This window comes from Streptomyces sp. 6N223 (genome assembly GCF_052246635.1).
GTDB lineage: Bacteria > Actinomycetota > Actinomycetes > Streptomycetales > Streptomycetaceae > Streptomyces.
Map to the genome: position 1 here is coordinate 71,382 of NZ_JBQQCA010000033.1, position 11,710 is coordinate 83,091.

Annotated in this window: 12 protein-coding genes; 7 read left to right on the top strand and 5 right to left on the bottom strand. The window is 70.7% G+C overall.

Annotation, left to right across the window (positions count from 1 at the left end; genetic code table 11):
• Window positions 1-485: 485 nt before the first annotated feature.
• From ACTWQH_RS20645 to ACTWQH_RS20655, 3 genes are all read right to left on the bottom strand, one after another.
• The gene (locus tag ACTWQH_RS20645; RefSeq protein ID WP_443288127.1) at window positions 486-962 is read right to left on the bottom strand and encodes a hypothetical protein; all 477 of its coding nucleotides are present in this window, start codon (window positions 960-962) and stop codon (window positions 486-488) included.
• 730 nt (window positions 963-1,692) lie between these two features.
• Window positions 1,693-1,878, bottom strand: coding sequence for a hypothetical protein (locus ACTWQH_RS20650; RefSeq protein ID WP_443288128.1), 186 nt, complete (start codon window positions 1,876-1,878; stop codon window positions 1,693-1,695).
• Between the two features lie 29 nt (window positions 1,879-1,907).
• Entirely contained in the window at window positions 1,908-3,080 is a 1,173-nt protein-coding gene (locus ACTWQH_RS20655) for an FAD-dependent monooxygenase (RefSeq protein ID WP_443288129.1), read from the bottom strand.
• Between the two features lie 189 nt (window positions 3,081-3,269).
• Between ACTWQH_RS20655 and ACTWQH_RS20660 the strand changes: the two genes are divergently transcribed.
• A complete protein-coding gene (locus tag ACTWQH_RS20660) occupies window positions 3,270-4,019 on the top strand; it encodes an alpha/beta hydrolase fold domain-containing protein (protein WP_443288130.1) in 750 nt (249 codons plus the stop codon).
• Here the strand turns inward: ACTWQH_RS20660 and ACTWQH_RS20665 are convergent.
• A complete protein-coding gene (locus ACTWQH_RS20665) occupies window positions 4,006-4,653 on the bottom strand; it encodes a DUF4232 domain-containing protein (RefSeq protein WP_443288131.1) in 648 nt (215 codons plus the stop codon). The two genes, ACTWQH_RS20660 and ACTWQH_RS20665, sit on opposite strands and share 14 nt — an antisense overlap.
• A 111-nt stretch (window positions 4,654-4,764) precedes the next feature.
• Here ACTWQH_RS20665 and ACTWQH_RS20670 point away from each other — a divergent pair, with 111 nt between their 5' ends.
• The 5 genes from ACTWQH_RS20670 (at window position 4,765) to ACTWQH_RS20690 (ending at window position 9,314) form a co-directional block, all read left to right on the top strand.
• The gene (locus tag ACTWQH_RS20670; RefSeq protein ID WP_443288132.1) at window positions 4,765-5,286 is read left to right on the top strand and encodes a SigE family RNA polymerase sigma factor; all 522 of its coding nucleotides are present in this window, start codon (window positions 4,765-4,767) and stop codon (window positions 5,284-5,286) included.
• Complete coding sequence (locus ACTWQH_RS20675) at window positions 5,279-6,019, top strand: DUF4232 domain-containing protein (RefSeq protein WP_443288133.1); 741 nt, start codon at window positions 5,279-5,281, stop codon at window positions 6,017-6,019. Before ACTWQH_RS20670 ends, ACTWQH_RS20675 begins: the two co-directional genes overlap by 8 nt.
• A 597-nt stretch (window positions 6,020-6,616) precedes the next feature.
• Window positions 6,617-7,633: an ArsR/SmtB family transcription factor gene (locus tag ACTWQH_RS20680; RefSeq protein WP_443288134.1), complete on the top strand. Its 1,017-nt coding sequence runs from the start codon at window positions 6,617-6,619 to the stop codon at window positions 7,631-7,633.
• A 165-nt stretch (window positions 7,634-7,798) separates the two neighbouring features.
• Window positions 7,799-8,512: a C39 family peptidase gene (locus ACTWQH_RS20685; RefSeq protein ID WP_443288135.1), complete on the top strand. Its 714-nt coding sequence runs from the start codon at window positions 7,799-7,801 to the stop codon at window positions 8,510-8,512.
• 580 nt (window positions 8,513-9,092) lie between these two features.
• Complete coding sequence (locus tag ACTWQH_RS20690) at window positions 9,093-9,314, top strand: hypothetical protein (protein WP_443288136.1); 222 nt, start codon at window positions 9,093-9,095, stop codon at window positions 9,312-9,314.
• 3 nt (window positions 9,315-9,317) lie between these two features.
• Here ACTWQH_RS20690 and ACTWQH_RS20695 read toward each other — a convergent pair whose 3' ends face one another.
• On the bottom strand, window positions 9,318-10,601 hold the full coding sequence (locus ACTWQH_RS20695) for an RICIN domain-containing protein (protein WP_443288138.1): 1,284 nt from the start codon (window positions 10,599-10,601) through the stop codon (window positions 9,318-9,320).
• A 218-nt stretch (window positions 10,602-10,819) separates the two neighbouring features.
• Between ACTWQH_RS20695 and ACTWQH_RS20700 the strand changes: the two genes are divergently transcribed.
• Window positions 10,820-11,467 (top strand): lantibiotic dehydratase, encoded by a 648-nt coding sequence (locus ACTWQH_RS20700; RefSeq protein WP_443288139.1) that lies wholly within the window; start codon window positions 10,820-10,822, stop codon window positions 11,465-11,467.
• Window positions 11,468-11,710 lie beyond the last annotated feature (243 nt).

Below are 11,710 nucleotides of genomic sequence, written 5' to 3' on the forward strand. Positions count from 1 at the left end.
ACGCGATCGATCAGTCGATCTCACCATCGTCACCTTACAATGAAAACCGTTGTCATTATGAGGCTTTCGGGCGGCGGGCCGGTTCATCTCCGAACACCGCGACACCTTCGCGTCGCCAGCTGTGCCGGGTCCTGCGCAGGTTGCGGCCGGGCTGGCGCGCAAACCCGAGGTGATGGCCTTCGTGATGAGCCCGGTGCTGCGGCTGTACCGGATGGACGTGCCCGAGCGCATCGAGGTGGGTGCACACGGCAGGGAGCGGTTGTGGTGGTTTGGCGTGTTCCCGGGTGAACGCATCACATCACGGTCGAGCGGCTGGACCCGCTGGAGATCCACGCCGCCGAGCACGGCGGGCGGGTTCGCACGTGGCGGCACCACCTCACGTTCGTCCCGCTCGGCGAGCACCGGTGCCGCTACATCGACGCGGGCTCCCTCCTGTGGTGTGCCGCCCGAGGGTCTGGGGGTTGGCCCTCGGGCGGCTGTCCTCATCAGTGTTCATGTCGGTGGTCTGTGGTGTTCTGCTCGGCAGAGCAGGTGCGGCCTTCGTTGACCATGAACTCGGTCCCGCCCTCTTCGAGGCCGGTGGTTGCGGCACCCAGGGAGCCGATGGCGACCTGGCCGTTCGCGAGCCGGTTGTCTGCTGCGTCGGTGCCGCCGGTCGAGCAGTTGATCATGATGGAGTAGCCGGCTTCATCGGTGAGGCCGTTGGCGATGTAGTCGAAGACGGCCCGGAGGTCGTCGGCTGTGTCCACCTCGGCGATGATGTTGCGCTTGTTGCCGGTGGTGTCTCGGCTGGTGATGGCGTAGTCGGGGGCCGGCGCGTGTGTGTTGTCCTCACCGTCGCTGTCTCCGGCGAGGGCGCCGATGATTCCGATGGCCACGACGGCCACGATGGCGGCGACGGCGGCCCACATCCACATGGCGATCTTCTTCAGGCGGGGGTTGGCCTGCTGCGGGTTCGTCATACCGTCATAGTGCCGCCCGGGTCGGCCGCCGGGCAGAGGCCGCTCATGCGGAAGCCCCGCGCGGTGGGCGGGGCTTCTGTGGGGGGCGCGTGTCCACGGCTGGCTGGGGGCGCGTGTCCACGACGAAGATCGTCTGACCGGTCGGCGCGAGGGGATGTCCGGTTGGGCTGCACGAGGCTCTCGCGCCCGCCTACGATGCGTCACCGAGTTGGCACACCACGACAGTGGGCCACCGCCGAGGCTGAGTCCGGTACCGCTCCGGCGAAGGCCCAGGTGGCCGGGCGGGCGGTGCTGCTGGTCCCGCACCGCGGCGACGTCGCCTCCGAGTCCGCCCTGCCGGGCGACTACCAGAAGATCCTCGCCGTCGTGGCCCGATCCGACGGCCCGGTGTGGACCAAGGACGTCGGACGGGAGCTGGGCGTGGATGTCGCGGTGCGCGGGAGACTGGAACCGCTGCGGGGGAAGCTGACCAAGCCGGCCGAGCGCGACTGGCTGCGCAAGTGCCCGACGGCCGGTTCACCGCCCGCCTGTAGCATCCCGCGGGCCCGCCCCGGAAGGTGCCCGAAGCCTGTCTCGGCCGGCCCGTCGGCCAGGATCTCGCCTCGGCGCGCTGGGCCTCGCGGAGCGTGGCGTGGTACGCATGCAGCGGCGTCGCAGCCCCTCGGCGACCGCGAACTGGAACGGCCCGGACGCCACGTACGGCAGGAACTGGCTGGCGGTCGCACCGCCGTCACCGGCGGCGCGACCGCCGTGACCCGGCCGACTCGCCCTCGAAGCTGGTGAAGTCACGGCTCATGCTGCTCAGCGTGGTTGCTGTGGAAGACGGCTTCGGCCAGGCCGCGCGTGTGCGGGCGGCGGCGGTGAGCGCGTCGGTGACCAGTTCGCTGCGCATGCGGTCGGCGGTGGACCGGCTCACCAGGCGGCGTGCAGCGCTTCCCCGGCAGCTCAGTCGAGGGCGTGGTCGGCGTCGTATCCGTACAGCCACTGGAAGGAGGACAGGCCGGCCCGGCGCATCACGCGGTCGCGGGCTCGTTGCCGGAGGCCGTCCGGCAGGTGGAACAGCCGGCCGTTGCGGGCGGAACGCCGCTGGATGGTGTGGGTGCGGCCACGGCGGGCCCGCTCGTATCGGCGGAGGGCAGTCGGCGCGGTCTGGGGCGTCGCGTCGGAGAGGCTGCGGCCCAGGACCCAGGCGTCCTCGATGGCCTGGGCGGCGCCCTGGGCGAAGAACGGCAGCATGGGATGGGCGGCGTCGCCGAGCAGGGTGAGGCGGCCGTGGCCGGTGCGCGGGCGGGGTGGGCGGTCGAAGAGCGGGAGGCGAAGGGTCGTCTCGGCGGCGGCGAGGATGCGGTGAACGTCCGGATCCCAGCCGCGGAGGAACGCGGCGAACTCCTCGACCGATCCCTCCCGGGTCCATGACTCGACGCCGGCGCTGCCGGTGCCGCCCACGGGCATCGCGCCGGCGAGGTTGAGGACCGTGCCGGCGCACACCGGGTAGGAGACGAGGTGGATGCGCGGCCCCATCCACAGGCGGGTGGTCGGTGGTGTCGCCAGATCCGGAACGGCGGCGGCGGGGACGAGTACGCGCAGGGCCGCCTCACCGGAGAAGCGCGGCTCCTCCGGGTCCAGCAGCCGGCGGAGCGTGGAGCGCAGGCCGTCGGCTCCGACCACGACGTGGGCGCGGTGCGGGGGGTGGTCGGCGAACTCCAGGGTGACCGCGTCCTCCTCCTGCACGACGCCTGTGCACCGGGCGCCCAGGCGAACGACGTCGGCGGGGACCGCGGCGGCGATCACCCGGTGCAGGTCGCCACGGTGGAGCGTGTAGTAGGGCGCCCCGAACAAGGCCTCCACATCGGGGTGCGCGCTCTGTTCCTGGAGGACATCCCCGGTGTCCCAACGGCGGGTCTGCAGGCGGGCCGGCCGTACCGCGACGTCCGTCAGGGCATCGGCCAGGCCGAGACGGTGCAGCAGGCGGGAGGCGTTCGGGCCGAGTTGGATGCCCGCCCCCGCCTCGGACAGCTCCGGTTCCTTCTCGAAGCAGACGACCTCGTGCCCGGCGCGCCGCAGCGCGAGAACGGCCGCGAGTCCGCCGATGCCGCCGCCGACCACGGCCACCTTCATCGCTGGCCCCAATGTCCGGCCTGACGGACCGTCATCCATGGTTCGCCTCCACTTGCTGCTGACTGGGGGTCAGTCCTTCCTGGCGGGAGCAATCTAACTCGCAGTTGCCGTTAGGGCAATCGATAACCGTGTTCATTTATGGACCTGCCGGCCGCCCAAAATGAAAACGGTATTCGATAGAGTCCGGTCATGGCAGAGACACAGGCGGAAACGGTCACCGTGGTCCGGGATCTGGAGTACGCCGTCGTGGCAGGGCAGGAGCTGTGCCTTGACCTGTACGTGCCGGCGCGGAGCGGTCCTCATCCGGTGTGCCTGTGGGTACACGGCGGGGCCTGGCTGTACGGGGACCGCGCCACCGGCGTCGGCCCGCTCGCCCACGGGATGGCCCGGCGCGGCATCGCCCTTGCCAGCATCGACTACCGGCTGGGCCCCGGTGGCGTTTTCCCCGCCTCCGTCAACGACGTCCAGGCCGCCGTCCGCTGGCTGCGTGGCCGTGGCAGCGCGTACGGTCTGGCCACGGTTGCGATAGGGGCCTGGGGCGCGTCCTCCGGTGGGTACCTCTCGCTCATGGCGGCGCTCACCGCGAACGGCTCAGACGACCGGGCCCGGATCGACGCCGTGGTCGACTTCTTCGGTCCCACCGACCTGCCGGCTCGCCTGTCCCGGACCGCGCTGGAGCGCGTGATCTTACGCGACCCACCGGACGCGGCCTTTCTGGCGGCCGACCCGGCCGGTCCCGGTCCCGACCTCGACAAGGCCCGCCGAGCCAGTCCTCTGCACCAGCACCTGGGCCAGGCGCCGCCGGTTCTGATCGTGCACGGTGACCGGGACCAGCAGATGGCGCTCGACCAGAGTCAGCGCATGCACCAGGCACTTGTCGCGGCGGGCCGCGACTGCTGTCTCCGCATCGAGGTTTCGTCATTCGTCAACGCGACATGATGAAGTCCAGGGCCAAGCCCGAGGCCGTGGTCCAGTAGGTGACACACTGACCGTCATCGGCGAACAACGCCTCGACGCCCGGCACCTCGACGGTGACCGGCTCCCCCGCGTTGCTGCCGGGCTCGCGGCCCTGGAGGTCGAGAGTGATGAAGTCCGCCTCGTACTCATCCATGGCGCCACCGGCCACGAGCAGAGCGGCGTGTGCCTGTTCCCCCGGAGCGAGGCTGACGAACTCCTCCGGATCGCTCTCCTCGATCACCGGGGCCGTGGTCTGGGCATCAGCCCCGAGCTGTACGTAGGGGTAGTGGTAGACGGCGCACTGCTCCTCGCCGGTGTTGATGACGGTCAGGAGGACGTGCCTGACGGGATCGCCCTCCCCGTCCTCGTTCGAGGCGGAGAACGACAGATCGTCCTCCGAGCAGGCAGCGACGGCGGCGCCGTCACCGTCGCCGTCCTCGCCGTCGTCATCGGTGTTGTCCGAACCGCCGTCCGGTGCCGGAGACGTTGTCGTTCCGGGCGTCGTTGCGGCCGGGTCCGCTGTCTCATCGGCACCATTGCAGGCCGAGAGAGACAGCGCGCAGATGAGGCCGGCGGCTGCGGCAGCGAGGGTACGGGCTCGGGTGTGGCGTGGCATGGGTTCCTCCCCTTGAGGCAGCTGAGGGCCAGCTGCGCCGTGTCGGTTTCTGTACGCGTGGCAGGGCGGGGAGGTTGCATCTGAAACACGGAATCTTCCGCGGGGAACCGAATGCCCCGGCGGACTCTCCTTCCGCTTGTGACCGAGGAGGAGTTCGACGCCTTCTACGCGACGGCCTTCCCCCGTCTCGTAGGGCAGTTGTACGCGCTGACGGGGGATCACGGCGAGGCCCAGGACGTCGTCCAGGAAGCCTTTGTGCGGGCCTGGGACCGGCGCTCCGCCATGCTTGCCCAGGGCGCACCGGAGGCCTGGGTCCGGACGGTGGCGATGCGGCTCGCGGTGAGCCGCTGGCGGCGCACGCGGCGGTGGATGGAGTTGGTGCGGCGGCGTCCGCCGCAGGACCATGCGCCCGGTCCGGGGCCGGAGCACACGGTGCTGGTGGCGGCGTTGCGGCAGTTGCCCGAGGCGCAGCGCCGTGCGGTGGTGCTGCATCATCTGTGCGACATGAGCGTGGAGGAGGTCGCGGCCGAGACGGGCGCGCCGGTCGGGACGGTCAAGGCGCGACTGTCGCGGGGCCGGGCCGCTCTCGCTGGGCTGCTGACCGAGCGGGTGAGGGAGGACGGCCATGTCTGAAGGTGGTGGCGGGAGGGAAGAGCTCGGCTCCGTACTGCGTGAGCTCGCCGTCGAGGGTGAGGCGTCTCCTTCGCTGACCGGCGCGCAGATCCGGCAGCGTGGTGAGGCGCGGGGACGGCGTCGGCGGGTGGTGGCAGCCGCCACGGTGACGGTGCTGCTGGTCGCGGGTGCGGCGGTGGCGGTGCCACGGCTGCTGGGGGAGCGTCAGCCGCCTGCCGGGCCTGCGGTGTCGGCGCCGCCGAGCCCGAATCCTTCGCGAGTGGCCCGGCCCGACGGTGACGGCGCCGCCGTCGCTGCCTGCTCGGAGGACGATCTGTCGTTCTCCGCCTCGAACGAGGACGGGGAGGGCGATCCCGTCAGGCACGTCCTCCTGACCGTCATCAACACCGGCGAGGAGCAGTGCGCCGTCTACCACTACCCCTACGTACAGCTCGGGGCTGATGCCCAGACCACGGCCCCGGTGATCGAGGAGAGCGATCCGGAGGAGTTCGTCAGCCTCGCTCCGGGGGAACAGGCACACGCCGCTCTGCTCGTGGCCGGTGGCGCCATGGATGAGTACGAGGCGGACTTCATCACTCTCGACCTCCAGGGCCGCGAGCCCGGCAGCAACGCGGGGGAGCCGATCATCATCGAGGTGCCGGGCGTCGAGGCGTTGTTCGCCGATGACGGTCAGTGTGTCACCTACTGGACCACGGCCTCGGGCTTGGCCCTGGACTTCATCATGTCGCGTTGACGAAGCCTCGATCGGGACCACTGCCCTGCGGCCAGCCAGAACGCTCAGTGTGCGACACGAGGTCGCTCCAGGGAAGTAAGGAAGTCACGTGAAGGATCTATCGGTCGGCTGAACTTCGGGCCAGTGTCCAGGCCCGTCCCGCGCTCGCTTGCGTGGCTGGTAACGGCGGGGTGTGAAGCCGAGCGTCAAGCCCAGGAGCACTCCGGTCATCGGGGAGTCACAGGCGAGGCGAAGGCCGGACGGGCGAACGCAAGTGAACCCCTGATGATGCCTCGTGACTCTTCAAGACCGCACCCGCCGCGAGGACTGGAACGCACGGCATCGACAATCTGTCCGCCGTTGACAGGGCCCCCAGGGCGCCGAGGAGGAGGTCGGTGGGGTCGGGGCGGCATTGGAGGGAGTTGATGGCCCAGGAGTAGCCGGCGGCCGCAAAGCGAGGCAACATCCCGCCCCGTCACAAGTCTTGACGATTACTCGCGCCCCGGCGCCTGGCGGGCGGCGCGGGTGGCGCCAGCGCCCCTCGGTCGTCCCGGAGCGCTTCCCAAGAGGACGGTCGGTGTCTAGTTTTCTCGGCGGGCGCGCGGCAGAGGAGCGGCCATGCTACGGGTGTACTTCACGTCCGAGGATCTCGCGCGGGTGCGTGTGGCGCCGGGACCTGACTTTCTCTGGGAGGTCAGCAACAGCGTGCAGACCCTGCAACGGCGGGATGGCACGGCGGAGTTCGGCGAGTGGCGCCGGTGGGCGCGGGAACGGGTCTCCGACAGCGGCCGGTTGCTGTCCTGCCTGCTGCCGCCCGTCGGCTACTCACCGGACTTCCTGACCCCGACGTCCGGCGACCACGCCACGCTGCGCGCGGCCGTCGACACCCTGATGCGCACCCCGCGCACGCGGCTGCGCGACGACCTCGCTCTGCTCGTTGACTCGCGTCGACTCCCGGGCTGGACACGGTCGCTGGCGGACGGCGACGGCGACACCCTCCGCCGCCTTGGCCGGGCTGTCCACGCCTACCACCTGGAGGCGCTCGCGCCGTTCTGGCAGCGCGTCCGCGCCCACATCGACGCCGACCGCGCCGTCCGGCTGCACAGCCTGCTCGACGGCGGCGTCGAGGGGCTGCTCGCCGGGCTCGGGCCGAAGTTCCGATGGCGGCCTCCCGTGCTCGAGGTCGCGTATCCCGTTGGTCAGCGGCTGCATCTGCGCGGCCGGGGCATCACGTTGCAGCCGTCGTTCTTCTGCTGGCCAACGCCGATCACCCTCGCCGACCCGCGGCTGCCGCCCGTCCTCGTCTATCCCATTCATCACGCCGACGGCTGGGCAAGGCACGCCCGCGACGCCCGAGATGCCCGTGATGGCCGCTACGCGGACGGCTCCGGACCTCTGGCATCGCTGCTCGGGCACACGAGGGCTGCCATCCTGCGTGCGGCCGTCACCGGCTGCTCCACCGTCGAGGTCGCCCGTCGCCTGGACGTCACCCACCCCGCCGTCAGCCAGCACGTGAAGGTGCTGCGCGCGGCGGGACTGGTCACCACCGTCCGCAGGGCCGGGCGGTCCTTCCACGTCACCACCGCGGAAGGGCGGGCCCTGATGCGCGCCGCTGACGCGGCGGCTCCGGAGTAGCCGGAGTAGCCGGAGTACACGCGCCAAGTCCGTGGTAAGCCAGGGCTTTCAACGCTTGTGCGGACGGCGAGCGAGGCGCCACGCTTGTCGGCGGTCGCACACAGCCGAGTGCGACCCCGAAGTCGGTTCTTCCTCAGCGGCCCCCACCCGCCCCAGGAGGGCTTCATGCGCACGAGACTCGTATCCATCGCGATCGCCGTCGTCGCCGTCGGCGCTCTCACCCTTCCCGGCGCCGCCCAGGCGTCGCCGCCGCCCAGGATCCCGACCGTGTCGGCGCTCGCCCACGGCTCCGAGGCCGGCACGGCCGTCGTCAGCGGGCACCAGGACCCCGGCAGCCGGATATCGGTCGCCGGCGAGCACACCGCGAGCGCGCACACCCTCAACGTCGACTACCAGGTTCAGGAGACCGGCTACTGGTGCGGCCCGGCCGCCACCCGCATCGCGCTCTCCGCGCGCATGGCCCCGCCCAGCCAGTCCGATCTCGCCGTGCAGCTCGGCACCACCGAGGCGGGCACGGACCACATCAGCCAGGTCACCGACGTGCTCAACGCGCACCTCGGCACGGGCTGGTACGAGACCAAGGAGATGCCGAACGACCCGCCCACCCAGGCCGAGCGGGACCTGCTGTGGAGCGACGTCGTCCTGGACATCGACAACAACTACCCGATCGTGGCCAACATCGTCGCCCCGCCCGGCAACCAGCCCCCGGGCTACCCGCCGGACCAGACGATCTATCACTACTTCACGGTCATCGGCTACGACGACGCCAACGGCACGGTCCTCATCGCCGACCCCGCCTCCTTCAGCGGCAACCAGATCTACTGGCTGTCGTTCGACCAACTCGCGACGCTCATCCCGCCAAAGGGTTACTCAGCCTGACCTGACCCGCACCGCGCCCCGGCCCCAAGCCCCGAACGGTCTTGGGGCCGACGTCTACGTCAGCGCCGCCCGCCTCGCGCCCGGCGGGGACCTGGCGGCGGTGGTCGGCGAGGCGTTGCTGTGGGCGCTGCTCGCCGACCTCGACACGGCGCTACCTCGGCGGCGACTGCCGACTTTCCCGAGGCGGAGTTGCCGCGAAGCACGATCAGCCGAGTCGTAGCGGAACCGACCATCACCCACGCAACCCTGTCCGGCACCGGGTCGGCCCGATCGGCTCCTCGCGATGACCACCCCTCGTGACCTCCGCTGAGGGCGGTCGAGATCTCAACGAGCATCTCTGCCCGTCGTACACGGCTACGGTCCCCGGGTCGGCCAGGCTTGCCGTTCAGGTTGCTCAGGTTGATCAGGTTCAGGCACGAGCGCCGATACGGAACCGTGCTGAGCGGCAACGGTGACGAAGTGGGGAGCCCTCTGCCGGGCTCCCCACTCCGTCACCGTCTGTTACAGGACTGTCTGGCTGAAGATCACGCCGACCATGCTGATCGTTGACCCGTGGTCGGGTCGGTCAGCAGGGTTTCAGGTGACCGGCCCCGCGGGCTCGTTCGCCCTCCTCCACCACCTGATGCCGCACGGCGCCTCCCACCACCGCCGCCCCGCCACCCGCATCGCCCAGTTCATGCGCCACGTCCGCGTCCCTCACCCCCACGGCGCCGACCGCCCGCAGCCGCCCGAGCGGTACGACGCCGCGCAGCTCGCCGCCATGACCCCGCTGACCCGGCGGCTGCTGGGTGTGGACCCGTAGCGATCAGGCGGGGGTGAGGAGGAGGCGGTACGCGCCTTGGGAGTCCTGGCCGGCGACCGGGACGGTGACGCTGCCGTCGGCGACGTCGTAGGTCTCCGTCGACACCTCGGTCGGCGCCTCGACGACGGTCTGCCGTCCCGAGCCGGGCGTGTACTCCAGGGTGGCGGTAACCGACGAGCCGAAGGCGTCGGCCAGCCCGTTGACCTGGATCGTGTTGTCGCCCGACTCGCCCGCGAAGACGACGCTGACCACCTGCGCCTCGGCGTCGTAGGCGGCGACCGCGTCGTTGTACTCGGTCGGGGTCACGCCGACGATCTCGCCGGTCTGCTCCGCGTACCACTGGTACATCCAGAACGAGGCGGTCGGCTGGTTGTTGTACAGCAGGCCGTTGAGCGTCCCCGCCTCGAACCAGAACGCCCGCTCCGCGTCGCGCACGCCCTCGCGCTCGAACTGGGCGACGTAGTGGTTGACGGTGCTGGGCACGTCGATCTCCTCGGGCGCCGCGTACTCGTTGATCGAGATCGGCAGCGGCCCGATGCCCAGCTCCTGCTCCAGGGCGCGGAACTCCCTGATGTGGGCGTCGACGCCCTGCCAGCCGCGGAGCTCGTGCCAGGAGACTTCGTCCGGGACGGTGCCGGAGGCCTGCGAGGCACGGAGGAAGTCGCCCATCATTCCGCGGTCCCAGTAGGAGTAGCTGGGACCGAGGATCGGCGTGGACGGGTCGCTCGCGCGGATGCGCTCGTAGGTGCGGGCCCAGCCCTCGAACCAGTCGCCCGCGTCGGCGTGCCAGGTCCAGTCCGGCTCGTTCCAGATCTCCCAGGACGCGATGTTGGTGAGATCCGGACGCGCCTGAAGGTCGGCGATCATCCGGTCCACCCGGCCCAGCCAGTCGTCCCAGCCCTCCCAGTAGTAGGGAAAGCCGTTGAAGGTGTCGGCCATGTCGACCTGGATGACCGCGCCCGCCTCCAGGGCGTTGGCGCCGATGTCGAGGGGGTCGCCGACAAGCTCGGTCTCGCCGTTGGGGTAGTGCTCGTGGTTGGGCGGCGGCTGGCGGAGGGTGTTGAGCTTCAGCGGCAGGATCAGGTCGACCGGTGGCCGGTCGGGCAGCGCCAGACCGTAGAGACAGCCGTTCGCGACCCGGCTGACCGGGCGGATCGGCGCGCTCACGTCGATCAGCAGCGTGCTCTGCGCCCTGGCCGCCTGCGGTCGGAGGAACGCCGCGCCCGCGCTCACGCCGGCGCCGGCCGCGGCCGCTGCGGTGAGGAAGGTGCGCCTTTGCATCGGCATGGAGACTCCTTGGAGGTGGGGGGGATAACTCCAACAGCCCGCTCGCAACCTAGCAGTGTGACCGGTCACATGTAAGGGTGCGGACGAACCCTGATGGCACGGCCCGTGGCAGAACCCAGAGAACTCATACGCCTCGGCGACATCGAGCGGGCGGCGGCCGGTCACGGACCGCTGACCGGGCTGCTGACCTGGGCCGCCCAGGCGCCGGGCGCGCGGACGTGGCGCCACGGCTGCAGATCCAGGCCGAGTCCGCGGCGGCCATCGACCGCGGCGACTGGCGCGCGGTGCTTCACCCCGGCGCGGTCGCGCGCGGCGGCCGGTCGTACGGGCGGTTCTTCGACCTGACCGGCACCCGTGCCGTCGAGCGGCTGCGCGACTACGCACGCCGCGAGGAGGAACTGTTCGAGGGCGTCCTCTTCGCCGATCTGAACTACCTGCCGCAGTCCGGTCGCGACGCCAACGTCGCCGGCCACCCGCCGCTGCTCCGGCCACACGAACAGCCCGTTGATCTCTGGGCAGTTCCCCACGACGGCCCGCGCCTCTCGGGCCGCGCAACCGTCCCATCGCACCTCGCAGGTCCCGACCGGCTGCCCTTCGTGCCAGGCGATCAGGTATGTGCCGACCCCGGCACGCGGCCTGCCGTACCGCCGCGCGTGATTCGCCGTCACCGACTACGACGGCAGGACCCGACGTCGAGCAGCGCCACGTCCTCCTCGCGACAGTCAGTGATCCGAGTCATCCCGCCTGTCTCCCGCATCGACGACGAACACCCGGCCCAACCGGATATGTTGCCCCGGACCTGCCCCTGCTCACTCCGTTCGGCCCCGGCACGTACCGCGTGCGCCTGCATGCCCGAGGCCGGGTGACCTCGCACCCGACGGCGTTGCCTTCGAGCCACGCGAGAAGTACCTGCTTCCTACTTATTGCTCAGAGTTGAGCGTTGGTCGGATATTTCGCTCTCCGCAGCGGCAGAGCCGGGTGCTGGAGTCCTGGTCCAAGGGCAGTCCGGACCGTTGGCGATCGGTGCGTTCCTGGAGGATCTGCTTCACCCGTGTGTGCTGGGTGAACAGGGAGATATCGGGGTCCCCGTCTCGCTCCAGGATGTTGAT

What these genes read in the sequence shown, in the direction of transcription:
- ACTWQH_RS20655 (WP_443288129.1), bottom strand. Translation starts at nt 3,080, where the DNA reads ATGAAGGTGGCCGTGGTCGGCGGCGGCATCGGCGGACTCGCGGCCGTT.
- ACTWQH_RS20680 (WP_443288134.1), top strand. Translation starts at nt 6,617, where the DNA reads ATGCTACGGGTGTACTTCACGTCCGAGGATCTCGCGCGGGTGCGTGTG.
- ACTWQH_RS20660 (WP_443288130.1), top strand. Translation starts at nt 3,270, where the DNA reads ATGGCAGAGACACAGGCGGAAACGGTCACCGTGGTCCGGGATCTGGAG.
- ACTWQH_RS20645 (WP_443288127.1), bottom strand. Translation starts at nt 962, where the DNA reads ATGACGAACCCGCAGCAGGCCAACCCCCGCCTGAAGAAGATCGCCATG.
- ACTWQH_RS20695 (WP_443288138.1), bottom strand. Translation starts at nt 10,601, where the DNA reads ATGCCGATGCAAAGGCGCACCTTCCTCACCGCAGCGGCCGCGGCCGGC.
- ACTWQH_RS20665 (WP_443288131.1), bottom strand. Translation starts at nt 4,653, where the DNA reads ATGCCACGCCACACCCGAGCCCGTACCCTCGCTGCCGCAGCCGCCGGC.
- ACTWQH_RS20685 (WP_443288135.1), top strand. Translation starts at nt 7,799, where the DNA reads ATGCGCACGAGACTCGTATCCATCGCGATCGCCGTCGTCGCCGTCGGC.
- ACTWQH_RS20670 (WP_443288132.1), top strand. Translation starts at nt 4,765, where the DNA reads ATGCCCCGGCGGACTCTCCTTCCGCTTGTGACCGAGGAGGAGTTCGAC.
- ACTWQH_RS20675 (WP_443288133.1), top strand. Translation starts at nt 5,279, where the DNA reads ATGTCTGAAGGTGGTGGCGGGAGGGAAGAGCTCGGCTCCGTACTGCGT.